Origin of the sequence: Cutibacterium sp. KBN10P07758, from assembly GCF_050286205.1 — a bacterium.
GTDB lineage: Bacteria > Actinomycetota > Actinomycetes > Propionibacteriales > Propionibacteriaceae > Cutibacterium > Cutibacterium acnes.
In genome coordinates this window covers 1885271-1908937 of the sequence record NZ_JBNNQV010000001.1, presented here as the reverse complement: position 1 = coordinate 1908937, position 23667 = coordinate 1885271, and the positions used below count along the sequence as shown (strand labels likewise).

General features: G+C 60.3%; 19 protein-coding genes and 2 tRNA genes. 10 read left to right on the top strand and 11 right to left on the bottom strand.

The annotated features are described in order from the left end of the window. Nucleotides 1–145 precede the first annotated feature (145 nt). From ACOYO3_RS09380 to ACOYO3_RS09370, 3 genes are all read right to left on the bottom strand, one after another. Nucleotides 146–221: transfer RNA gene (locus ACOYO3_RS09380), tRNA-His, on the bottom strand. A gap of 81 nt (nucleotides 222–302) precedes the next feature. Beyond that, nucleotides 303–911: an oligoribonuclease gene (gene orn, locus ACOYO3_RS09375; protein ID WP_002523167.1), complete on the bottom strand. Its 609-nt coding sequence runs from the start codon at nucleotides 909–911 to the stop codon at nucleotides 303–305. Between the two features lie 63 nt (nucleotides 912–974). Next, nucleotides 975–2147: an MFS transporter gene (locus tag ACOYO3_RS09370; protein WP_002519250.1), complete on the bottom strand. Its 1173-nt coding sequence runs from the start codon at nucleotides 2145–2147 to the stop codon at nucleotides 975–977. A 140-nt stretch (nucleotides 2148–2287) separates the two neighbouring features. Between ACOYO3_RS09370 and ACOYO3_RS09365 the strand changes: the two genes are divergently transcribed. The 6 genes from ACOYO3_RS09365 (at nucleotide 2288) to ettA (ending at nucleotide 9633) form a co-directional block, all read left to right on the top strand. Next, nucleotides 2288–2363: transfer RNA gene (locus ACOYO3_RS09365), tRNA-Arg, on the top strand. Between the two features lie 77 nt (nucleotides 2364–2440). Continuing rightward, on the top strand, nucleotides 2441–3751 hold the full coding sequence (locus ACOYO3_RS09360) for a PrsW family intramembrane metalloprotease (RefSeq protein ID WP_002524832.1): 1311 nt from the start codon (nucleotides 2441–2443) through the stop codon (nucleotides 3749–3751). 22 nt (nucleotides 3752–3773) lie between these two features. Continuing rightward, on the top strand, nucleotides 3774–5639 hold the full coding sequence (locus ACOYO3_RS09355; protein ID WP_002524831.1) for an ABC transporter: 1866 nt from the start codon (nucleotides 3774–3776) through the stop codon (nucleotides 5637–5639). After that, nucleotides 5636–7246: a YfjP family GTPase gene (locus tag ACOYO3_RS09350; protein WP_002520274.1), complete on the top strand. Its 1611-nt coding sequence runs from the start codon at nucleotides 5636–5638 to the stop codon at nucleotides 7244–7246. The genes ACOYO3_RS09355 and ACOYO3_RS09350 overlap by 4 nt, the downstream gene beginning before the upstream one ends. A gap of 118 nt (nucleotides 7247–7364) precedes the next feature. Further along, entirely contained in the window at nucleotides 7365–7826 is a 462-nt protein-coding gene (locus ACOYO3_RS09345; protein WP_002517034.1) for a single-stranded DNA-binding protein, read from the top strand. 121 nt (nucleotides 7827–7947) lie between these two features. After that, on the top strand, nucleotides 7948–9633 hold the full coding sequence (gene ettA, locus ACOYO3_RS09340) for an energy-dependent translational throttle protein EttA (RefSeq protein WP_002524830.1): 1686 nt from the start codon (nucleotides 7948–7950) through the stop codon (nucleotides 9631–9633). 109 nt (nucleotides 9634–9742) lie between these two features. On the opposite strand, the gene ACOYO3_RS09335 is transcribed toward ettA, so the two are convergent. The 4 genes from ACOYO3_RS09335 to ACOYO3_RS09320 all read right to left on the bottom strand — a co-directional run bounded on the left by ACOYO3_RS09335 (nucleotide 9743) and on the right by ACOYO3_RS09320 (nucleotide 13971). Further along, nucleotides 9743–9898, bottom strand: a complete 156-nt coding sequence (locus ACOYO3_RS09335; protein WP_002519252.1) for a hypothetical protein — start codon at nucleotides 9896–9898, stop codon at nucleotides 9743–9745. A gap of 232 nt (nucleotides 9899–10130) precedes the next feature. Continuing rightward, nucleotides 10131–10472, bottom strand: coding sequence for a PadR family transcriptional regulator (locus ACOYO3_RS09330; protein ID WP_002518412.1), 342 nt, complete (start codon nucleotides 10470–10472; stop codon nucleotides 10131–10133). Between the two features lie 81 nt (nucleotides 10473–10553). Beyond that, on the bottom strand, nucleotides 10554–13427 hold the full coding sequence (locus ACOYO3_RS09325; protein WP_427305864.1) for an FAD-binding and (Fe-S)-binding domain-containing protein: 2874 nt from the start codon (nucleotides 13425–13427) through the stop codon (nucleotides 10554–10556). Nucleotides 13428–13431: 4 nt separating this feature from the next. Continuing rightward, nucleotides 13432–13971, bottom strand: a complete 540-nt coding sequence (locus ACOYO3_RS09320) for a MarR family winged helix-turn-helix transcriptional regulator (protein WP_002516996.1) — start codon at nucleotides 13969–13971, stop codon at nucleotides 13432–13434. 142 nt (nucleotides 13972–14113) lie between these two features. Here ACOYO3_RS09320 and ACOYO3_RS09315 point away from each other — a divergent pair, with 142 nt between their 5' ends. Together ACOYO3_RS09315 and ACOYO3_RS09310 are read left to right on the top strand one after the other, a co-directional pair. Beyond that, a complete protein-coding gene (locus tag ACOYO3_RS09315) occupies nucleotides 14114–16021 on the top strand; it encodes an AMP-dependent synthetase/ligase (RefSeq protein ID WP_002530339.1) in 1908 nt (635 codons plus the stop codon). Further along, entirely contained in the window at nucleotides 16018–16863 is an 846-nt protein-coding gene (locus ACOYO3_RS09310; protein WP_002517011.1) for an acyl-CoA thioesterase, read from the top strand. Before ACOYO3_RS09315 ends, ACOYO3_RS09310 begins: the two co-directional genes overlap by 4 nt. A gap of 7 nt (nucleotides 16864–16870) precedes the next feature. On the opposite strand, the gene ACOYO3_RS09305 is transcribed toward ACOYO3_RS09310, so the two are convergent. The 3 genes from ACOYO3_RS09305 to gndA form a co-directional block, all read right to left on the bottom strand. After that, the gene (locus ACOYO3_RS09305) at nucleotides 16871–17578 is read right to left on the bottom strand and encodes an alpha-amylase family glycosyl hydrolase (RefSeq protein ID WP_427305863.1); all 708 of its coding nucleotides are present in this window, start codon (nucleotides 17576–17578) and stop codon (nucleotides 16871–16873) included. A 14-nt stretch (nucleotides 17579–17592) separates the two neighbouring features. After that, nucleotides 17593–18543, bottom strand: a complete 951-nt coding sequence (locus tag ACOYO3_RS09300) for an alpha-amylase family glycosyl hydrolase (RefSeq protein ID WP_427305862.1) — start codon at nucleotides 18541–18543, stop codon at nucleotides 17593–17595. A 75-nt stretch (nucleotides 18544–18618) separates the two neighbouring features. Beyond that, complete coding sequence (gndA, locus tag ACOYO3_RS09295; RefSeq protein WP_002524824.1) at nucleotides 18619–20067, bottom strand: NADP-dependent phosphogluconate dehydrogenase; 1449 nt, start codon at nucleotides 20065–20067, stop codon at nucleotides 18619–18621. A 191-nt stretch (nucleotides 20068–20258) separates the two neighbouring features. Between gndA and ACOYO3_RS09290 the strand changes: the two genes are divergently transcribed. Beyond that, nucleotides 20259–20486 carry a hypothetical protein gene (locus ACOYO3_RS09290; protein ID WP_002516893.1) on the top strand — a complete coding sequence of 76 codons (228 nt, stop codon included), beginning with the start codon at nucleotides 20259–20261 and terminating at the stop codon, nucleotides 20484–20486. 75 nt (nucleotides 20487–20561) lie between these two features. On the opposite strand, the gene pepN is transcribed toward ACOYO3_RS09290, so the two are convergent. After that, complete coding sequence (gene pepN, locus ACOYO3_RS09285) at nucleotides 20562–23174, bottom strand: aminopeptidase N (protein ID WP_002524823.1); 2613 nt, start codon at nucleotides 23172–23174, stop codon at nucleotides 20562–20564. A gap of 335 nt (nucleotides 23175–23509) precedes the next feature. On the opposite strand from pepN, the gene ACOYO3_RS09280 reads away from it, so the two are divergent. After that, complete coding sequence (locus tag ACOYO3_RS09280; RefSeq protein ID WP_002516947.1) at nucleotides 23510–23656, top strand: hypothetical protein; 147 nt, start codon at nucleotides 23510–23512, stop codon at nucleotides 23654–23656. Nucleotides 23657–23667 lie beyond the last annotated feature (11 nt).

Here is a 23667-nt window from a genome sequence, read left to right as displayed (position 1 = left end):
ATTGCGGCACGTGCCCTCACTGACGTCAAGGTCGTGGGTGGGGTCGGGCGAGCTGAGGAGTAAGCCAGAAATAAACGAGCCGGGACCTGGGTACTTGACCCGCTCGAGGGGGTTAAGGGGGAGTCGCCTCCCCCTTCTCAAAGAATGGGGTGGCTAACGGGACTTGAACCCGCGACCCCCTGGACCACAACCAGGTGCTCTACCGACTGAGCTATAGCCACCACGTGCCTCTCTCAGGCAACCCGTGAAGGGTATCTGTTTCTGAAACAGAAATGCAACTTTGACTTTCTCGCCCGCCGGCGTCAGTCTCTCCCAGCCCCGGTGAGGAAGCCCTGATACTTGGCCGCGATCTCATCACAACGCGTGGTTTCCGGCCCAGGGGAAGGAACCATAAGGACCTCGCGCCAGTACATGAGCTCCTCAATGGACTCCTGGATGTCAGCGAGCGCTCGGTGGTTGCCCTGCTTCTCCGGGGAGTGTCCGAATGCGCGCGGGTACCAGCGTCGTGCCAGTTCCTTGATGGAGGAGACGTCGACGTTGCGGTAGTGCACGTAGGACTCGAGTTTAGGCATGTCCTTGGCCAGGAAGGAGCGGTCGGTGCCTATGGTGTTGCCAGCTAACGGCGCCTTACCAGCCTGTGGGACGTAGGTACGGATGTAGTCGAGCACCTGATCCTGGGCCTGCGCCATCGTCAGTCCCTTGTCGAGCTCCGCAAGAAGGCCGGATGTGGTGTGCATGTTGCGCACGAAATCATTCATGTGATCGAGCCACTGGGGCTCGGGCTTGATGATGACGTCCACCCCCTCACCTTGAACGTTGAGCTGTCCATCGGTGACCAGTGCGGCCACCTCGATGAGCCCGTCGTGGGCCAGGTCGAGCCCGGTCATCTCGCAATCGATCCACACCAGCATGTCTTTCACGGCATCACAGCCTAGTCGGTAGTTAGGACAGCGGGTGGGCGAGGACGGCGTCAATTAGCGTTTGCCGTGCGGCACCCAGCGCCCCATCCAGTAGCTGCCGACCAGGCCGATGATCGACATCACGATGCTGGCGGCCGACAATGGCCAGGCTAGGGTGACAAGGGTGACCACGATTGGTCCCATTGCTGAGCCAGTATCGGAGAGGAGTCGCCACGCTGCCAAGAACTGTGGGCGTCCGATATTGGGAGAGGCATCGGATCCCAGCGTCATGACGATGCCGGAACTCGCGCCGTTGCCAATACCGATGGCGAGGGCGACGATGCCGATAGTCGTCGCTGTATGGGCTAGCGGCAAGGTGAGGAGTGCAAGGGCCTGGATGAAGATTGACGGCACTGCCACCCACCAGCGTCCGAATCTGTCCATGAGGGCTCCGCCGGGCAGGAAGAGTAGGACGTCAGCAGCCATCGACCAGGCATAGATAAGGTCCGTGGTGGCTGGGGAAAGACCGTTGGCGTGGCACCACAACGGGAGTAGGGAGCGTCGCGCGGACCGAACGACCATGAGAGCTGTCACTCCCAACCCCGTCGTCCACAGGACCTTGGAGTTCTGTTTGGCTATCGTCCACGTCGAGATCTTGGTGGGGGCATCGTCAACGGCAGTTTGTGGGACATCGACTGGGGGAAGGTCGGGCATGACAGTGGTCACGGCAGCGGCGAGAACACTGGCAACGGATGCAAATCCGTATGCCCATGACATGGAGGCTTCGCGGAGAATCCACGATCCCGCCATGGGGCCGACAAACCAACCCACCCGGAACACTCCGCCGAGGGTGGACAGCGCGCGAGCTCGGTATCGGTATGGGATCGCTACCGTCAGGTAATTCTGTCGGGCAATGCCGTACACGGCGCCGGCCATGCCGTTGACAAAGACCGCGACAGCTAGCAAACCAAGGTGGTGCACCAGCCCCATGGACACAAGCGCAACCGCGTCAATGAGCATGGCTATCACTAGAGACCATTTCTCACCGATCTTTGTTACGAGCCATCCGGCAGGCACATCTCCGATGATTTGGCCGATACCGACAAGCGCGGCAATTGCGGCAGCGAGGGCTGCCGATGCTCCGATATGTACTGCTGTGAGTGGGATGAGCGGAATCACTGCGCCGTAGCCCAGGGAGGACATCAGCGTCGGTAGGTAGGCCGAAACGATGATCGACGACCACTTCACCGGTGGGGTGGCGGGATCTGCGTGCGTCGAATCAGTCACGGGGACAGGCTAGGATGCCGAACAAATGCATGCAGGCATGTTCGCTACTGGTTGGGGCCGGCTGGGCCATCAAGGCCGAACCCCGATAGTATGTCGAATATGGCCCGGTAGCTCAGCGGATAGAGCAGCAGCCTTCTAATCTGTCGCGCGTGGGTTCGATTCCCACCCGGGCCGCCACCGTGTCTTCCCGTGTTTCGCCGGGCGAGGACTTGGCGCATCGGAAAGTGTCCCGGGCGGCCGGTAGTCTTTCAACTATGTCGTACGTTGCCCCCACGCCCATTGCGCGTCGTCCCTGGTGGCAGCGTGCGTTGCGTAATCCGTGGTTCTGGGTGTTGCTTGCGTTAGTGCTGATCTCAGCGGCCTGCATGGTCCACACCTACGTCATCGTGCATGCCGATACTGAGGTCGAGCAGCAAGGTCAGAAGGGTGTCATCCCGGGGATCACCAACCAGTCCTTGAAGCTGGCCTTCCACTACGCGTGGCCGACGGCTGCTGTGTGGTCAGCGATCTTTATTTTTCTTGATCGATTCAGAACCCGGCACCTGCACGTGTGGTTTCTCTGCTTTTGTTGGGGAGCGTGCGTCGCGACCTGGATTAGCATGCACGTGAACACGTGGATGGCCGGGATGCTCTCGGTGACAGGTGGGGTTGATCCAGCATCGGGCGCCGGTCCGGCAGTGTATTCGGCTCCCTTTGTTGAGGAATCATGCAAGGCGCTTGTGCTTTTCGCGCTGGCCATCGGCATGGGGCGACGGATGACCTCGGTAGTTCAGACGGTGAGCATGGCCGGGCTCTCGGCAATTGGTTTCGCCTTTGTCGAGAACATTATGTACTACGCCCGTGCAGATAACTACGCCCGTGTGACGGCTTCGGCTGGGGACCCGAAGCAGGCCGTGATGGAGCTGGTGCTGTTGCGGGGAGTGTATGCCTCGTTTGGGCATCCGCTGTTCACCAGCATGACGGGTATCGGTCTGGCCCTTGGGCTGAGGTCACGAAGTCGACTTGTGAGGATTTTCGCTCCGACGACGGGGTTCGTTATGGCTGTAGTGGGCCACATGCTTTTTAATGGGTTCTCCTCGGTTTTGCCGATGGCGATCCTTAAGAAATTGTGGTTTGTCGCCCTCGGTATCGTCGCTTCCGTTGTGGTTTTCTTGGTCGTCCGCACGGTGCGCGAGGGCAGGATGATCCGATATCGACTCGAGGATTATGTCAAGGGCGGATGGCTGCCAAACTCTGACGCGGATACTCTTTCGGCCCTGAGGCGTCGCCAATGGGCGGCGTTGGTGGCTCTCAGCCAGGGGCCGCGCCGGTGGTGGCACACGTTAGAGTTCCTGCGCGTTGGGACAGATCTCGCTTATCTTCGTGACGCCATTGTGCGTGGGTTGGACGATGATCCTGGTCCGCGTCAGATCGAGCTCATCAACCGCATGAATGTGCTGCGCCCGGCGGCTATCACCGTCGCCCGAGGCGCCAAATTGTCGAAACCGAGACTGCCCGCATTCCTCAAGCGACGTCGCAACCAGCCGGTCAACAACGAGTTGCAGTGGGCGCCGCCACAGGCCTGACGAGTGACCAGGAAGGATCACCATGAACACTGAGCAGATACTGCTGTCGTTGACCGATCTGCGGCACAACCTGCGTCAGGCCCAGTTCCCCTTGGATTTGCCGGAGGCTATTACTCAGGCCGGGCTGGCACGACGCATCGCTAACCAGCTTAACGACTATATTTTGCCGCGCTTAGAGACTATTGATGCGCCGCTTCTGGCGGTGGTAGGAGGGTCGACCGGGGCTGGTAAATCAACCCTGGTGAACTCTTTAGTGGGCCGTATGGTGACGCAACCGGGGGTTATCCGTCCCACCACAACATCGCCCGTTCTCGTTCACCACCCCGATGACGCTTTCTGGTTCGACGGAGACCGAGTGCTGCCTACCCTGGTGCGCTCGCAGGTGGCCAGTAACGACGCGTCGAGTTTGCAACTCGTAGCGGAGCCAGACATTCCGCGAGGTTTGGCCATCCTCGATGCCCCGGACATCGACTCTGTGGTGACCCGCAATCGTGATCTGGCGGCTCAGTTGCTCCAGGCCGCGGATTTGTGGGTCTTTGTCACCTCAGCAGCCCGCTACGCTGACGCTGTGCCGTGGGATTTCCTCAACGAGGCTCAAGAGAGGCACGCGTCGATCGCGGTGGTGTGTGACCGCGTTCCTGTGGAAGCCATGAGAGAGGTACCGGCGGACCTCGGCCGACTCATGACGGAGCGTGGCCTGGCTGATTCCCCGCTTTTTGCTGTCCCGGAGACCAAGACGAACGCTGAAGGTGCGCTCCCTGACCAGGCCGTCGCCCCTCTGCGGTTCTTCTTGTCGAGCTTGGCCCAGAATCAGCAGAAGCGACGCGAGGTTATCGCTTCCACGTTGTCTGGAGCGATCGGTTCAGTGTGTGAGAGGGCCTCTTACGTCGCTGCAGGCTTGGAAGCGCAGGCGGTTGCGGCATCGCGACTATACGAGGATGCCCAGTCGATCATGGCTGAGTCCTACAGGTCGATTGCTGCCCAATCCGCTGACGGCACTCTGTTGCGTGGCGAAGTATTGGCACGGTGGCACGAATTCGTTGGAACTGGCGAGTTCATGCGCGCTATGGAGGCGAAGGTTTCCTGGTTCCGAGACCGGGTGGTGCAGGCGTTCAAAGGAGCGCCGCCGGAGGTCGAGAAGGTCAGCGTCGCAGTGGAATCTGGCTTGGAGAGTCTCATTCTTGCGCAGGCCCAGGGCGGGTGTGAGCGGATTGAGTCCGTGTGGCACACCGATCCGGCAGGGCGTAGCGTCCTGGAGGGGGCTGATGAGGATCTGTCCCGCCCGTCGCAAGGGTTTGACGAGGCCGTCTCTCGGATGGTGAGAGACTGGCAGACCGACGTCATGGAACTCGTGGCTGGGGAGGGCATGAACAAACGCTCTAAGGCGCGATTCATGGCTTTCGGCGTCAATGGTGTTTCAGTTGCACTGATGCTCGTCGTCTTCGCTCACACCGGCGGATTATCGGGGGCCGAAGCTGGGATCGCCGGGGGATCAGCTATCGTCGCCCAGCGTCTGTTAGAGGCGCTCTTTGGTGACGACGCGGTACGGCGCCTGGCGAAAGCTGCTAAGAACCAGCTTGACGCACGGGTCGAGGGCTTGCTGGCCAATGAGGTGACGCGGTACCGGGCTGTTCTTGACTCCTCGGGAGTCGATACCGAGGTTCCGAGCCGAATTCGCGCCTCGATCGAGGAGATCCGACAGGCTCAAGATGCGCCAGAGCCTCTCAGCGACCAGGTGACGATTCGAACACGTCGTGAGGATCCCGAGGTTGAGGCATCCCAGGCTCGCGAAATAGGGCAGGTACAAGCGGACATGCCGGTCCTTGACGCTGAGATCGTTAAACCGGCGGCCGTTCTGGATCCTGAGCCTTGCCAGGAGGAACGATGAGGCGACGTCGCGTCGACCTTGCCGAACGCATTGATCTGCTGTCCCGAGCGGTGGACCTGTCTGAAGGACGCATCCCTGACGACGTCGTGGTTCAGGCTCGCGCCGTTGTGGAACGGGCCGACCAGCGCTGCCGAATTGGCGGAGATCACACCGTCATTGCTCTTGCTGGCGCGACGGGGTCAGGGAAGTCCTCGACGTTCAATGCCTTGGCAAGTGCAGAACTAACCGATCCTGGGGTACGGCGTCCGACGACGTCTAAAGCCACCGCTGCGGTATGGGGAACGGAATCGGCGGAGGCCCTGTTGGATTGGCTCAACGTTCCTCGTCGTCACCACATGGGTAGCGGGGATACTCTCGATGGCTTGGTGCTACTTGACCTGCCAGACCACGACTCGGTGTGCATTGAACACCGCCTTGAGGTCGACCGGCTCGTCGAGATGGTCGACATGATCGTGTGGGTAGTCGACCCGCAAAAATACGCCGATGCCGCCTTGCACACCCGCTACCTGACGCCGTTGGCTAGCCACTCTGAGATCATGACGGTGGTTCTCAACCAGGTTGACCACCTCGACAAAGAGCAGCGTAAAAACTGTCTGCGTGATCTTCGTCGCCTACTGGATTCTGAAGGGTTAGGAAAAGCCAAGATGATGGCGATTTCCGCAACTACCGGTGAGGGCGTAGATGACATGCGCGTGGCACTGGCTCGCGCTGTGCGCGCTAAGAAGGCCCAAGTGGCCCGACTGCACGCCGACCTCGATAATGTCTCGCAACGCCTGGCGGAGGCAACTGGAGACGCGGCAGGCCAGGTGAGTCAGGATTCGGTCGATCAGTTGATTGCGGCTTTGTGCACCGCCGGCGGTGTTGAACCCGTCGTCGAAGCGACTCGGGAGGCCTATCGCAGGAGGGGACATCGGGCTACCGGCTGGCCGGTGACAGCGTGGGTATCGAGGCTTCGCCCGGACCCGCTGCATCGGTTGCATCTGGACTTGGGCTCCACACGGAAGAAGGGGCGGGCACGTAGCACTGAACCCACTGATGTACAGCGCAGCGCTTTGACGGCGCGAGTCGGGGTAGCTGGAGCCAAGATTGATACAGCAGTGCGGTCGTTGGCATCGGAAGCATCCGAGGGACTTCCGCGCTCCTGGGCCGATGTGGTGCGTGCGGCATCGCTGTCTCATCGCACAGACCTTCCCGACGACATCGACCGGGCCGTCGCTTCCACCGATCTGGGAGTACACCACGGTACTGGCTGGTGGAAACTCGTAACTGTGGTGCAGTGGATCCTCATGATCATCGTGGTAGCCGGGCTGGCATGGCTCGCCGTCGATGCCCTGAGCGCCTACTTCCAGTTCCGACTTCCGCCAGTGAGATGGCATCACTTCCCAGTGCCGACCCTTATGGTTGTGGGCGGGGTTATTGCGGGGGTCGTGGTTTCCCTGTTGTGTCAGGCCGGTGTGCAGGCTGGTGCTCGAGCTGCCGCACGTTATGCCAGGTCTGAATTGCGAGCTAATCTCACCGACGTCGCATGGCAGTCGGTTGTTGGTCCAGTGAATGCCGAGTTGGATCACCACGATGAGGTCGTGAAGATCGTGGCGAAAGCGTCTTGACCGTCGTTATCCACAGTTGCTGAACGGTGTCGCCTGGAGGTTATCCACAGTTGGGATATTGTTTGGCGGATTTCGGGAGTTGCGCCGATAACCGTATGTGAGTGAAAGGAGCTCACAGATGGACGCAAACGTGTCATTTACCGGGAACCTCGGAACCGACGTCGAGATGAAAATCGGAGAGGGTTGGCGGGGAGCCAGATTCCGGGTTGCCCACACCCCTCGCGTCATGAGGCAGGGGGAGTGGGTCGATGGGACGACGACCTGGATGTCGGTGCACGTCTATGGCCGACTCGCTGACAATTGTCACGTTTCCCTGCGTAAGGGGGACCCGGTGATGGTAACCGGGCGACTTCGTACCCGCAGCTGGATCGACGATGAGGGCTCCCACGAGCAACTCATTGTCGTTGCACATAATGTTGGACCGGACCTATCCCGGTTGCCTGCCACGTGTCGTCGACCCGAGAAACGCGCCGAAGCTCCCCTGGGCGATGATCGGGTAGTGCGTTACCACGATTCTCCGGATGGGGTCGATGAGGATGCCGAGGTGGTTGACGACGATGTCGAGATGGTTGGCTCCTGAGGTCGATCAGGGCCGATGTGGGAATGAGTTGGTGACGGGAGTCGTTACAACGACTGGCATACTGTGCAGCGGTCGGTGAAGTGCCGGCCGCCCCGTTCCCGCAGATTCTGGAGGAGTGCCGATGACCGAGTTCATCTACACCATGCACAACGTCCGAAAGGCGGTAGGTGACAAAGTTATCCTTGATAATGTCACGCTGTCGTTCTTCCCGGGCGCCAAGATTGGTGTTGTCGGACCGAATGGCGCTGGTAAATCGACGATGCTCAAGCTCATGGCTGGTCTCGATAAGCCCAATAACGGCGATGCCAACTTGGCTAAAGGTGCCACCGTCGGAATCTTGCTTCAGGAGCCCCCGCTCACCGAGGACAAAACTGTTCGCGAGAACGTCGAAGAGGCCGTCGGCGACATTAAAGCCAAGCTGGCACGGTTCGAGGAAGTCTCCGCCGAGATGGCCAACCCCGACGCCGACTTTGACGCCCTGATGGCCGAGATGGGTGAGCTGCAGACCGAGCTCGATAACGCCAACGCGTGGGATATCGATACCCGTCTTGAGCAGGCCATGGACGCCTTGCAGTGCCCCCCAGGCGACACCCCTGTTGACGTCTTGTCAGGCGGTGAGCGGCGTCGTGTCGCGCTATGCAAGCTGTTGATCGAGCAGCCTGACCTGCTGCTTCTCGATGAGCCCACCAACCACCTGGATGCTGAGTCTGTCAACTGGTTGGAGGGACACCTCAAGTCCTATCCGGGAGCTGTGCTAGCCGTCACTCACGACCGCTATTTCCTTGATCACGTCGCCGAGTGGATCTGTGAGGTCGATCGCGGCCAGTTGCACCCCTACGAGGGCAACTACTCGACGTACCTGGACACCAAGCGCAAGCGTCTCCAGATCGAAGGCAAGAAAGACGCTAAACGCGCCAAGATCCTCGAGAAAGAGCTGGAATGGGTGCGCTCCTCGCCCAAGGCCCGTCAGGCCAAGAACAAGGCCCGCCTGGCCCGCTATGAGGAGATGGCTGCCGAGGCCGAGCGCAACCGCAAGATCGACACCGCCGAAATCAATATCCCGCCGGGCCCGCGTCTCGGCAACGTCGTGTTGGAGGCCGAGCATCTCTCCAAGGGATTCGGCGATCGCATCCTCATCAAGGACCTCTCGTTTACCCTGCCGCGAGCCGGCATCGTCGGTGTTATCGGCCCAAACGGCGTCGGTAAGACGACCCTGTTTAAAACCATCGTCGGGCTCGAGAAAGCTGATTCTGGATCCCTCAAAGTTGGCGAGACGGTCAGCTTCTCCTACGTCGACCAGAACCGCACCGGTATCGACCCAGAGAAAAACGTCTGGGAGGTCGTCTCCGACGGGCTGGACTACATCAAGGTCGCGAACTTTGAGGAGCCATCGCGCGCGTACGTCGCTAGTTTCGGGTTCAAGGGACCGGATCAACAGAAGCCGGCAGGGGTACTCTCCGGTGGTGAGCGCAACCGTCTGAATCTCGCCCTCACCCTCAAGCAGGGCGGCAACGTGTTGCTCCTCGACGAGCCAACCAACGACCTCGACGTTGAAACCCTCTCAAGCCTCGAGGACGCCCTACTGGAATTCCCCGGCTGCGCCGTGGTGGTCTCCCACGATCGTTGGTTCCTGGACCGCATTGCTACCCACATCCTGGCCTGGGAGGGGGAGGACGAGGATGGTATCCCGCGCTGGTTCTGGTTCGAGGGTAACTTCGCTGACTACGAGGCCAACAAGATTGAGCGACTTGGTCCGGAGGCTGCGCGTCCACACGCCTCGAAGCATCGTCGGCTCACCCGCGACTGAGCGAAGTGCATGAACCGGTCCCGGACTGTCATTCAGCCCGGGACCGAGACTAATTGTGTCCCGTTGCATCCCGAGCCATTCAGACGTGGTTCATGGGGCGCGGGTCCGGTCAGGCCAGTGTCGTGAGCACCACGGTGAAGGCTGGCAGGATCCAGACGGCTACGACGGCCCATGCCGGAGGCTGGCTGACGACCCGCGTTAGCACGAGTGGTGGGACGACAAGTGCGCCGAACCAGAGGGCAGTGACGAACATAACCCGCTGCATGGACTTGGTGTGAGTTACGGCGCGCAGCAGGGGTGCGCACGGGCAGGATCATCCATGGGATCAGGACGAGCGCTGCTGCGATAATTATCCCCGTCGTGATATCAACCCGATGGTGGTGGCGCAGTGCCATGATTCCTATCGGAATCAGGATCGCTCCGATGGTCTGTGCCGCAGGAGCTGTGACGACGCCCACCGTCGACGTGGGGTGCATGGGCGCGTTCGAATGCGTAGTTCATGATAGTGATCCTTCGTCGAGCAGTCGGGTGACGGTGGTGGAGTAGCGCTGCCAGCTTGCGGTGAGCGCCATTAGGCGTTGTCTTCCGGCAGTGTTGATGAGGTAAAACTTTCGGCCCGGCCCGGCCTCGCCGGGTCGCCACTCGACGTCAACTAGACCGGCACCTTCCAGACGTTTAAGCAGGGGGTACAGGGTGCCGCCCTTGACGTCGGCGAAGCCGGCATCGGTGAGCCGGGCCGCGATGCTGTAACCGTAGGTGGGGCCGTCGGCCAGGATGTGTAGCACGCAGAGGTCGAGAACGCCTCGCTGCCATTCGGACGGCCAGTGGTTATCATCCATGACTACATCATGGCTGTTGCTAGTATGTCTGTCTATCTAGTTGGGTATGGCAGATAGAACGCGAGGGCGGAGAATGAGTTGTTACTTCACGTGCGAGGCGAAGACCTCAGAGAGGGTCAGTGCACGTCGTCCGATCAGGTCTGAGACCTGGCGTCGGCACGAGAATCCGTCGGCCAGGATGATGGCTTGGGGTCCGGCCTCTTCAATAGCTGGTAACAGGTCGTTGTGAGCAACCTTCACCGAGAAGTCATAGTGGCCCTTCTCGACGCCGAAGTTCCCGGCGTAACCGCAGCATCCGCTAACCACCGTGACGGTGGCACCGGCGGCCTCGAGAAGTCGCTTGTCCGGGCCGAACCCGAGAATTGAGGCGTGGTGGCAGTGCGGTTGGGCGACGATAGTGTGGCCGGCCAGAGATGGCGGGGTCCAGTTCGCTGCCTCCAACATCTCGGCGACGGTGTGCATGTTCCGGGCGACCCGCCGAACACGTGGGTCGTCTGAGAGGAGGCGGAGTGCGTCATCACGCCAGACGGTAGTGCAGGACGGTTCTAACCCAACGGCGGGGACATTGGCATCGGATAGGGGAGTCAGTACGTCGAGACCAGCGCGCAGCCGACGCCGAGCGCCGTCGAGTTGACCGGTGGTGATCCACGTTAACCCGCAGCAGATGTCGTTGGTGAGCACCCTAGGGTGATAGCCGGCGTCAGCAAGCACTGTGACTACCGCTGAGAGATCCGACCCCTCGAGCATGTCGGAGAAGGAATCTACCCAGATCACGACGTCGCCCTTGTCATGGTCGCAGCGGGTCTGGAAACGTGAAGTCGAGGCAGATGAAGGCGATGTTTCCGGATCCGCCACAATCTCCTTAGCCGGGGCGGCCTGCGGACTGGCCAATCTGGCCGAGGGCTGGAATCGGGGGAGGGGACGACGCTGATCCACCCCGGCTGTCCATCTAGCAAGACGTGCGAAGACCGGTATCGAAAGCACTGCGTTAGCTAGCGACGGCGCTCCTGGGATCCGATTGAGCAAACGTTCCCACATGGGCAGCAGCCCCATCGTCAGGTGGGAGCGAGGGCGGAGACGGTGACGGTATTTTTCGTCAAGAACCGTGCTGCGGTAGCTGGCCATGTCGATTCCGGTGGGGCAATCTCGGGCGCACCCTTTGCACGCCATGCACAGGTCCAGTGCCCGTTCCACCTCGGGAGAGTCCCAGCCGTTAATAAGAGTGCCGTTGACCATTTCCTTGAGCACGCTGGCTCGGCCACGCGTGGAATCAACCTCGAGCCCGGACGCCTGGTACGAGGGACACATCACCCCGCCAGGGGCGGTAGGGGCGATGCACTTGCCCACCCCGGTACAGCGATGAACGTCGGCGGCGAATTCAGGGTGGGAAATGGTCATGGGGGAAAGAGCCGATTCGTGGGTCCTTATATTGGCCTCCACCGGCGCAGGATTCACCAAAATACCTGGGTTAAACAGGTTATCCGGGTCGAGAATGGCCTTGACCTTGGAGAACAACGTCAGGGCGTCGGGGGAATACATCAAGTCCAACAAGGCCGAGCGGGCCCGGCCGTCACCATGCTCCCCGGAGACCGAACCTCCATGCCGAGCGACCAACCGGGCGGCTTCGGTGACGAAGGAGCGGTAGCGCCGGGGGCCGTCTGGCTGATCTAAGGGGAAATCGATACGGCAGTGCAGACACCCTTCGCCGAAATGACCGTAGGGCAGGCCATGCAGGCCGTGGTCGTCCAACAAGGCTTCGAAATCGCGCAGGTATGCCCCGAGGTCGTTGGCTGGAACGGCCGAATCCTCCCATCCTGCCCAAGCTGGCTTGTTAAGGCTGACTCCGGCGAGCCCCGCACCATCCGCGCGGATTTTCCACAGAGCCGCAGCCTGGCCAGGATCGGAGACGACCCATCCGTCCAGGCATCCGCTGGCGGCAACCAGCTTTCGGGCTCGCGAAGCTACCTCGGTCTCGTCGTCCCCTCGCAGCTCGACGAACATCCAGCCGTCGCCGCGCGGCAAGTCCGGCACCGGGCGTCCGGCACGCGAAACCACGTCGACGATTCGGCGTCCGAACCCCTCGCAGGCGACCGGGGAGAAAGGCAATAGGGCAGTCACGGCATCGGCGGCCTCGGGCATAGACGGATATCCCAGCGCGACCGTCATTCCATAGGCAGCCTCGCGCACTAGTTGCACGGTAGCCCGCGTCACGATGCCCAATGTGGCCTCGGTGCCCGCGATGAAGGCGGGGAAGTTGCGGCCACGTTCCGGTAATAGCCATTCCATGGAGTATCCGGAAACTTGTCGGGAGAAAGTCGCGAACTCGGTCCGGATCGTCGCAAGGCTTGCGTCTGTCAGATCCACCAGGCGTTGGGTGAACGGCACAGCGAAGTCTCCACGACGCAGGGTCGTCACATGACCGTCGGCGGTGAGGAGGTCAACATCAACAAGGTTGTCCCCGGTGCGGCCATATCCCAGCGCGCGCGGCCCGCAGGCGTTATTGCCGATCATCCCGCCGATAGTGCAACGTGTTGAGGTGGACGGGTCCGGGCCGAACCGCAACCGGTGCCGGACTCCGGCGTGCTGCAACCAGTCCTGAACGACACCAGGCTCGACGACGGCGGTACGGGCCTGAGGATCGAGGGAGAGAATGCGGTTGAGGTGGGCCGAAGTATCGATAACCAGCCCTGCCCCAACTGCATTGCCAGCGCACGTCGTACCGGCCCCGCGGGCGGTGATGGGCAGGCCTACCTGGCTTGCGGCTGTGACGAGGGCAGACAGTTCGTCAGTGCTGCGGGGATGGGCGATCGCGGTAGGAACAACGCGGTAGATCGAGGCGTCAGAAGAGTAAAGGGCGCGCGCCAGCAGGGAATCGTCGAGGATCTCCAGGGCGGAGGCATCAAGACCTCTTAGAGTTGATCGGAAGTCCTGGAGAATGTCCGTGGTGGCTGTCATGGCCTCAGTCTGGCACGGAGAGAACCGCTCTCATGGCTCGTCCCATGGCAGCGAAATCCTCGGGATCGACCGGGTCAACGACAATGTGGCGAACCGTACGAACATAGTTCGGGGCGGCTTGACGCAGCAGATCCATTCCGGTGGGGCTTAACCGAGCTACCACCCCGCGACGATCCCGGACGTCGGGTTCTCGCGTGACGAGTCCGCGAGCTTCCAGTCGCTCAACGGCGTGGGTGAGCCGGGACCTCGACTGATGCACCTCAGTGGCAAGTACAGACATCCGCATCGCGTAGTCGTCAGCCTCCGAGAGACTGGCCAGGATCTCGTATTCGCACAGTTCCAGGTCGTGGCGACGCAACTCCTGCGAAAGACGAGAGGTGATACGCGCGGACCCGAGAAGCCACGCTCGCCAAACCCGCTGCTGTTCGATGCTCAACCAGGCAGTCGCAGCTGACTTCTCCATCTGGGACCCGACATCATCACATGTCTTAGTGGCGCCTTCGTTAGTGCTGCGCCCAGAGCCGCCCTGTGACATGATCATCATCGTACCCGTGGCGTGGAGAATGCTTTCCGGCCTACTTCTGTCAACAACCGCCCATTGTTGATATCGGGAGTTGTGGGGACTGGCCAATGAAACATGCAATAGCGTGGCAGAAGTTACTTTTGATCGAGGTGAGGGTGAGCTGATGAGCGGTACCAGTGACGACGAGTCTCATGCTGTGCAGAGGAAGCTCCTCGCAGCCTCGGCAAAAAACTTTGCGGCGATGCTTGATCGTCAGGCAGATGCTCATCCCAACCGCATTGCATTCTTGACACCCTCGGGTCCCGACGATGAGCCCAATACCTGGCTTCCGATGACCTTTGCTGAGTTCCGTCGCCAGGCCCACGAGGTTGCTGCAGGGCTGATGGAATTCGGTCTTCCTCGTGAGGGGCGCGTCGCTCTGCTCTCCGGAACTCGTACTGAGTGGATCATCGCCGATATGGCCATTTCCTGCGCAGGTGGTGCGACTACGACGATCTACCCGAATTCAGGGCCAGAAGAGGCCAGCTTTATCCTGGTCGACTCACACTCGTCCATCCTTTTCGTCGACTCGACGGCCCAAGTCGCCAAGATCCAAGGACGCCCCGAAGTCGACGCGGTGGTACGTCACATCATTAGCTTTGTCGACGACTCCGAGCAGACCGGGGTCAGCGATGACCGCCTCACCACTATGGCTGACGTCATTGCTCACGGACGGCGTCGTCTGGCTGCTGAGCCAGAACTTGTCCGCCGCATGATCGACTCGATTGAGCCTGACGACCTGTGCACCCTCATTTACACCTCGGGCACTACTGGCACTCCCAAGGGAGTTGAACTCACTCACCAGGCCTGGACCTATATGGGACAGGCGTGGAAGAGCCTCGACATGTTCCGAGGCGGGGATATTCATCTGTTGTGGTTGCCGCTTTCTCATGCTTTCGGCAAGTGCCTTATCGCGATTTGCGTGGAGATTGGCATCACCCAGGCTATTGAGCCGCGCATTCCGAGGTTGGCCCGTAGCCTTGGCGAGGTTAAACCCCGAGTCATGTGTGGTGTGCCCCGTATTTTTGAGAAAATCCGCGCTGGAGTCATGACAGCCTACCCGCAGGGACGCTTGGCGAGCCGAGTCTCGCGGTGGGCGTTTGCTACTGGCCGGGACGTCCAGCAGTACCGTCGTGCCGGTGATCGGCTGCCAGTCACCGTAGCCGCTAAACTCAAGATCGCTGATGCACTGGTGTTCTCTACCTTGCGCCGCAAGCTCGGTGGGATCGAGTTCATGATTTGCGGTGGTGCCAAGCTTTCTGAGCAGGTGCAGCAATGGTTTTTCTCGGCTGGAATTCCTATTGTCGAGGGGTACGGGGCCACCGAGATTGGAGCGGTTGCTTTCTTTAGTGGCCCTACCGCTATTCGCTCGGGAACTGTTGGACCGGTCGCGCCGGGATGTCTGGCGCGGATCGCAGAAGACGGCGAGGTCTTGGTTTCTGGGCCAATCGTCGCTCGCGGTTACCACAACCTGCCCGAGAAGACCGCCAAAGCGTTCACCGATGGCTGGTTCCACACCGGTGATATTGGTGAATTCGATGAAAAGAACTACCTGCGCATTACTGATCGCAAGCGGGATCTTTTCAAAACTTCTGGTGGTAAATACGTCGCCCCACAGAAGGTCGAGGCCACTCTGATGGCCAACTGCCCGTACCTGTCTAACGCTGTCGTGCTTGGCGAAGGACATAAATACGCCGTCGCTCTACTCACCCTCGATCGGGACGCGCTCATGACCTGGGGCAAAAGACATGGCAAAGCTGATGCCAGCTATGCCGAGCTCACCGCAGATCCACGCGTGCGTCGCAGTATTCAGTGGTACGTCGATCGGGCTAATTCGCGGCTTGAACGCTGGGAGACCGTCAAGAAATTTGCCATTCTTGACCATGACCTGACCGAGGATTCACACTCAGTGACGACCAGTCTCAAGGTGCGTCGTGGAGTGGTGGCTGAAAAATACGCTTACCTCCTTGACGAGATGTTCGCTGACGAAAACGATCAACCGGGCGCCGCAAAGGGAAGCGACGCTTCATGACTGGAGCTGTCGTCGTCGATATTCCACTGCGTTGGTCCGATATGGATGCGCAGGGACACGTCAATAATGTTCGTATTAGCGAGCTTGTACAGGAGTCACGAAACCAGGCGTTCTACACCAATGGCGCCCAGGAGATGCTTGACACGGGGATCGTCGTCGTCAGTCAGGATGTGGAGTTTTTGGCCCCCTTCGTAGTTGATGGTAGCCCGTTGCGCGTGGCCGTGGGGTGCTCCCAGCTCGGCGCGGCCCGGACCGTCCTTGATTATCGGGCCTGGCACCACGACGTTGAGGTCGCTCGTGCCCGGGGAACTATCTGCCCTTTCGACTTCGCGACTGGTCGACCCCGTCGCCTCACCGATGGTGAGCGTGGCGCGTTTGAGTCGATGAAAGTCGAGTCACAGCAGTGGAAGCCCATCAAGGTGGTGGATGTGTCCGAGGCTGGTGATTTCATCGAGGTGCCGATCCGCTGGTCCGATGTCGACCGTCAAGGCCACGTCAATAACGTGAGTCTGGCTGGATACCTGCAAGAGGCGAGAATCCTGGCGACGACGTCGTGGTCGCCGGGAATGAGACGAGCTGGGAACTATCTGTGGGTCGTCGTGCGTCAAGATATTCGGTATCGCCGTCAGGTTCTGCCGACCCAGCGGTCATGCCGAGTTCATACCGCCCTGACGCGGTTGGGGACGTCGTCAATGACGCTGGCCGGATCCATCGCGACTGAGGAAGGGTCGGCCCTCGACGCCGCCACTGTGCTGGTTTGTGTCGATCCGAAGACGGGCGCTTCGGTGCCCATCGACGACCAGACGAGGCAGGCCTTATCGGCCTACCTCGTCACGGTGTGATCGACGTTCAGACTCGCAACCAGACAGCCTGATCGCGTCCGACTGACACCGTCTTACCTTGGGTGTCCAACGGAATCGACGATGCGATAACCGCGTCAGCGTCCACGGTCACCTTTTCGGCGCCGAAGTTGACGATGCACTGGAAACCGGGCTCGCGGGAAAAGTCGAGGACCTCGTCGCTGGACTCGTTCCAAGTCATCGTTCCGGCGCCCAGTGCTGGGTTGGCATGGCGCTCGGCCAGTAGGGTGCGGTAGAGGATAAAGAAGGATGACGAATCGTTCTGCTCAGATTCGACGGTCCACTCGGCCCAATTACTCGGCATGGGGAGCCAGGTGTTCGCGTTTGTCGACCACCCATAGGGTGCGTTGGAACCGCTCCACGGCATGGGAACGCGACATCCGTCACGACCGCGATCTGTGTGTCCAGAACGTTTCCAGGTGGGGTCTTGGAGGGTTTCTTCGGGAAGATCTTCGACCTCTGGGAGGCCAAGTTCTTCGCCTTGGTAAATGTAGGCACCGCCCGGTAGAGCCAGCTCCAGCATGGCGGCGGCGCGAGCCCGACACCGTCCCAGAGCCACATCGGTAGGGGTGCCATGAAACTGGGCGTGCGGAGCCGACGGATCCGAGAAGTCCAGCCCGGAGATCTCCTTGCCGTAGCGGGAGACCGGGCGGACATTGTCGTGGTTACCAAGTACCCAGGTGGCACTAGCGCCCACCGACTCGTGAGCTGCTAGCGATTCGGTGATCGTGGTGCGAAGCGAGTTGGCCTTCTACGCCGAGATGAGGAACTCGAAGTTAAAGGACGTATGCAGCCGATCTGACTCGAGGTAGCGGACCAGGCGGTCGTGGGGGAGGTAAGCCTCGGCGACAAACATCCTGGGTCCCTCGGGAGTATGGCGTATTCGTCGGCGATAGCACGCCAGCGTCGCTGAATTGATGCAAGTTCAGGCTGATCCCACATCGGACTATCCCCGACGAGCTCGCCGAACTTTTCGTTCTCGGGGAGATCTGGAAGACCGGATTCCTTAACCAGCGAGTTGGCGACGTCGATGCGGAAACCGTCGATCCCGCGGTCGAACCAGAACCTCAGCACCCGGTCAAACTCTTCGAGGACGTCGGAGTTCTCCCAGTTCCAGTCGGGCTGGGAAACGTCAAAAAAGTGTAGGTACCACTGACCGGGAGTGCCGTCCGGCTCGGTGATGCGCTCCCATGCGCCGCTGCCGAAAACTGACGGCCAGTTGTTCGGGGGAAGTTCACCGTTCTCGCCCCGGCCATCACGAAAGATGTAGCGGTCGCGTTCTGGGGAGCCGGGAGCTGCGGCTAACGCCTTTTTGAACCATGGATGCTCTTGAGAGGAGTGGTTCGGGACGAGATCGATGATGACCCGCAGACCCAGCTCGTGCGCCTGTGCCACGAGGGCGTCCGCATCGGCGAGGGTGCCAAAGTCCGGGTTGATGTCGCAGTAGTCGCTGACGTCGTATCCGCCGTCAGCCATGGGGGAGGGGTACCACGGTGAGATCCACAGGGCGTCGACACCCAAGGTGACGAGGTGGTCGAGGTGGTCGATGATGCCACGCACGTCGCCAATGCCGTCTCCGTTCGAGTCGGCGAAGCTGCGTGGGTAGACCTGATAGACGACAGCGGACTTCCACCAGTCGTTGATCGTAGGGGAGGTGGTCATGGGGCTCCTTATGGGGTTGCGTGGGGTAGGAACAGACACGACGGCCAGGGCTGGCCACTCTCGTGGAGGGAAGACTCAGTTGGCGCGGACTTCGCGACCGTCGCCTGACCAGTTGAGGTGCCAAGAACCTTCGTCGTCAACGCGCCGGTACGTGTGGGCACCGAAAAGGTCGCGCAGACCCTGGGTGAGAGCGGCGTTAAGACGAGGGGCTCGGACTTGGTCGTAGTAGCCCAGGGCTGAAGAGAATCCCGGAACTGGAACACCGGCCTCGACAGCACAGGCGACGACCCGGCGCCACGCTTGCTGGCAGCGTGCGAGCTCGGCCTTCACGGACGGGGCCTCAAGGAGGGATACGAGGTCACCGGCGGCGTATTCATCCCTGATGCGTTGGAGCAGACGCGCGCGAATGATGCAGCCATCGCGCCAGATTGACGCGATTTGGCCCATATCGACCTCCCAGTTGTACTCGGCGGCCGCCGTACGAATCTCGTCGAGACCTTGTGCGTAGGCCACCACCTTCGCCGACCATAGGGCATCACGAACATCGGTAAGGAAGGTTTGCCGGTCCTCAACAGTGATGGTGTGCTCCGGCCCCGCAAGGACATGCTGACCGACCGTGCGCAGCGGCATGGCGCTGGAAACGGATCGGGCGAAGACCGCCTCGCTGATAGTGGAGACATCCACTCCAAGCTCGAGAGCAGTCTGGACGGTCCAGGTGCCCGTTCCCTTCATTCCCGCCTCGTCGCGGATGACGTCGAGGAGGTCTGTGTCGGGGTTACGAGGATCCTTGGCACGCAGTACCCGAGAAGTGATTTCGACGAGGTAGGAATTGAGGTCGCCATGGTTCCACGACTCGAAGGCATCGGCGGCCTCAGCATTGGTCAAACCGGCGGCACGCAAAAGGGAGTGCGCCTCGCCAATGAACTGCATATCGGCGTACTCGATGCCATTATGGACCATCTTGACGAAGTGTCCGGCGCCGTCAGTACCCATCCATGCGCAGCAGGGTTCACCGTCGACGTGGGCGGAGATTTTTTCTAAGACCGGTCCGATGATTTCGTAAGATTCCTTAGACCCGCCAGGCATAATTGATGGACCCTCAAGGGCCCCGACTTCCCCACCGGAGATGCCAGTACCAACATAGTGAATGCCGGTGGGACGTATTTCCTCCTCACGGCGGCGGGTATCACCAAAATAAGCATTACCACCGTCGACGAGGACATCACCAGGTTGGAGGAGAGGGGTGATCTCTTTAATGACGGCATCGGTGCCGCACCCCGCCTTAACCATCATGACGACGCGACGCGGGCGCTCGAGGCTGGCTACGAAATTGGCCAGGTCATGGAAGGGCAGGAACGTCCCTTCGTTGCCATGCCCGGCTATCACCTCGTCGGTACGTGATGCGGTGCGGTTATAGATGGCGACACGGAAGCCCTTACGGGCCATATTTCGGGCCAGATTAGAGCCCATGACGGCCATTCCGATGACGCCGACCTCGGCGGTCTGTGGCGCAGTGTCACTCATGCGTTTCCTCCTCGGTGTCTCGTCCCCATCTTTCCAGTGATTCACTCTTGATGCAGTTGAGGGCGGATCTGGTGAGGTTATGAGATGCCGCGCGCGTGTGAACACCGATGAGTGCAATCGGCAAACACATTGGAGCTTAGCCCTTTCACAATGGCTCCTCCCACATTTAAGCTCGATGAAGATTAAGTTCTATGAAGTCCGGTTACTCGCGTGCGCATAGACGCTACGCTGAGGCCATGATCGATGCGCTGGCCTTCGTGCCCATGAAAACCTTGCCTGGCTGGCCCGAAGCTCACTACAGCTCTGTTCACCTGCTCATGCTGTGCGTCGTGTGGCCGATCGCCACTGCCGTTCTCTTCATCTTCGTTGGGTGGGGAATCCATCGTGCGAAGGGACGCAATAGCAACGATCCTGACTGATTCTCAACCAGCTGCCTGATACGAAGACGATAGTGGCCTCGAACAAACGGTTCGAGGCCACTATCGTCGTTCACGTCACCCGCGGCTTGCCTCCTGGCAGCGCAGGATACGGCGGGCGTTATCAGCACGTTCGGCAAGGACGCGACGGACCGTGCTGCCGGGGTCATTGTCGGAAACCCAGCCCTCTAGTTTGTTGAGCCAGGCGGCGTCTATGACCTCGGTACTCGGGAATAGCCACATTAAGGCGTTCTGCACCTGGGCGTGACCGGCCTTGGCCCACTGACCCTCGTGGGAGTCGATGGCTTTGCATAGCTCGAGGTATGGATCGACGTACGGGGAGAGAACCTCGGTCTGATCAGGCTGAATGAACTGCATGACCAACTGACGGTAAGTCTCGTTGGGTACCGAATCGTCGGTGGTGGCGCGCTGCCAGGCGGCCTGTTTAGCCTGGGCGGTCGGCATTGCGGCGCGGGCCCCGGCAGCTTGCTCGGAACCAGAGATGGTGTTGTCTCGTTGCAGCTCGGCGGCGATCTCGTCTTCCCCAACTCTTCCCACTCTGGCAAGCGCGGTGACGAGGCGCCACCTCATGCCCTGATCGATACTGAGTCCCTCGGGGACTTCCTCACCGGACAGCCACCCCTTGAGCAGGTCTGCGGCGTCGGTGGTGGCTGCGGTAGCCAGACCGTTGGCATAGGCAACCTGGTGGTCAGAGCCGGGCATGGCATCTCGAAGGCCAGTCGCGAGGATGGCGACGAGACGGTCACGCACTTCCTGGCGATCTTCGGCGTTGCTGTACGAGATCGCGGCGGTTGTCGCCTGGCGGATGAGTGCGGTCACGGCTGTGAGGTCGGTTTCGCTGGGCAAGCCTTTGCCAACCAAGGTGACATAGTCCTGGGCGCGCATCTCGGCATCGCGGCACATGTCCCATGCCGAGCTCCAACACAGTGCACGGGCCAGCGGGTCAGATAGGGCGTCAATGCGGTCAATGAGGGTGGCCATCGAATGATCGTCGAGACGTACCTTGGCGTAGGTCAGGTCGCTATCGTTGAGTAGCACCAGATCGCCGCGGGAGTGCCCGACGAGGGCCGCGATCGGGGTACGCTCGTCGTGGATGTCCACGTCGAGAAGCTCGGTACGGGTCAGGTGGTCGTCGGTAAGGGTGTAGATGCCGACTCCCAGACGATGGGTACGCAGAGTCGGATACTTCTCGGTAGCGGTCTGGACGATGTCGAAGCGTGTGAAGTTGCCCTTCTCGTCGACGTCGTAGTCCGGGCGGACGGTGTTGACACCGGGGGTACGCAGCCACTGCTCGGTGAAGGAGGACAGGTCCCGCCCCGACGCCACCTGGAGTTGGTGGAGAAGGTCTTTGAGTTCGGTGTTTGAGAAGGCGTTTTGGGCGAAATACGTCCGCACGCCAGCGAGGAACTTATCTTCACCCACAAAGGCGACCAGTTGCTTGAGGGTTGATGCGCCCTTGGCGTAGGTGATCCCGTCGAAGTTCTGTTCGACGGTGTCAAGATCGATCATGTCGGCTGCAATGGGGTGGATGGTCGGCAGCTGGTCCTGGGTGTAACCCCAGGTCTTGCGCTGGTTGGCGAAAGAAACCCACGGGTCGATGCCGCCATGCTTCTCGACGATCTTTTCCTGGCAGTAGTGTGAGGCCCACTCGGCGAAGGACTCGTTGAGCCACAGATCATCCCACCATTTCATTGTTACGAGATCGCCAAACCACATGTGGGCAAGCTCGTGAAGGATGGTGTTATCACGGTTTTCGTATGCAGCCGACGTGACCCGGGAGCGAAAGAGCAGGTCGTCGCGATGGGTTATGCAAGCGGCGTTTTCCATGGCGCCCGCATTGAACTCCGGGACGAAAGACTGGGTGTACTTACCGAACGGATAAGGATATCCGAACTCGGCCTCGTAGACCTCGAACCCGCGCTGGGTGGTGGTCCGAATACGGTCGGCGTCGAGGTATTCCGTTATTGACTGACGGCACAGAATGTCGGCATCAATTTCTCCTGAAGCCGTATGGATTGTCCCGTGATCGACATGGTATTCACCGGCGACGAGAGCCGTGAGGTAGGTCGAAATCGGGAGGGTGGGTTCAAAAGACCACCGCGACATCCCCTCCCACGGGCCTTCGGTCGGTTCCGGAGCGGGGGAGTTAGAGACGATGGTCCAACCGGTAGGTGCGATGACTTGCAGCTCGAAGGTCATCTTTTGGTCGGGCTGCTCAAAGTCCGCGTACATGCGCCTGGCGTCAGCTATTTCGAACTGGGTGTATAGGTAGACCTTGCCGTCGGCAGGGTCGACAAAACGGTGCAGACCCTCCCCGGAATGGGAGTAGCGGCACAGCGCGGTGACGGTGATCTCGTGAGTTCCCGGCTCAGTCGTGAATGGGAAACGATTATGTGAGAATGCGGCGGGATCCAATGGAGTGCCGTCGAGGTCTGCGGCGTAGACGCCGTCAGCAATAAGGTCGAGATGGCTCTGCCCACCAGTCGATGAGAACTGAATTGTTGAGGAGGAAACGAAGGTTTCGGTCGGCTCGCCGAGCGGGTCGCCGTTGGGGTCGCGTCCAGAAAGATCAACGAGCACCTTGGAGCTATGTGCCGTGATGACCTGGGAGCGCTGCTGCGCCTCCTCGCGAGTGATGTTGACCGAGCTCATCATGCCTCCGTGGAACATGCGTTAGTTATGAGCGCACATAATGCACCCAACAATTCTTATAAGACTCTATCGGTTCCCTCTTTGGCTGTCTTGTCAATTGTGAACTGTGTTCCATGCTTATGCGCCATACGCGAACAATGCAGGGGTTCGTCTTTGCCAGGGTTAAGCGCGTGCGGCCCGGTTGGGGCCATGAGGACAACAGTTGATTTGGGTGCAACCTGACCCGGGCGACGTCACGTTGGATATTTGTGGTAAAAAGGTTGACGACGTATCGTCTTTCGCGACATGAGTTTGGCCGTTCTCAATGAAGGACGCGATCTCTCCGGCGACTACTGTGCTGAGACGGAAAAGACATGGCCCCGGTCGGGCAGGACGTCGGTACGCCGGTCACTATGTCTTTGGTGCCCATGGACGAGGAAGCCAAGGTTGACCTCGCCAAGTGCATCCCGGTGGCCAGGCAATTCTCTTTGCAACGGACCTGGACGAAAGCTCGTCGGTGAATGCACAACTA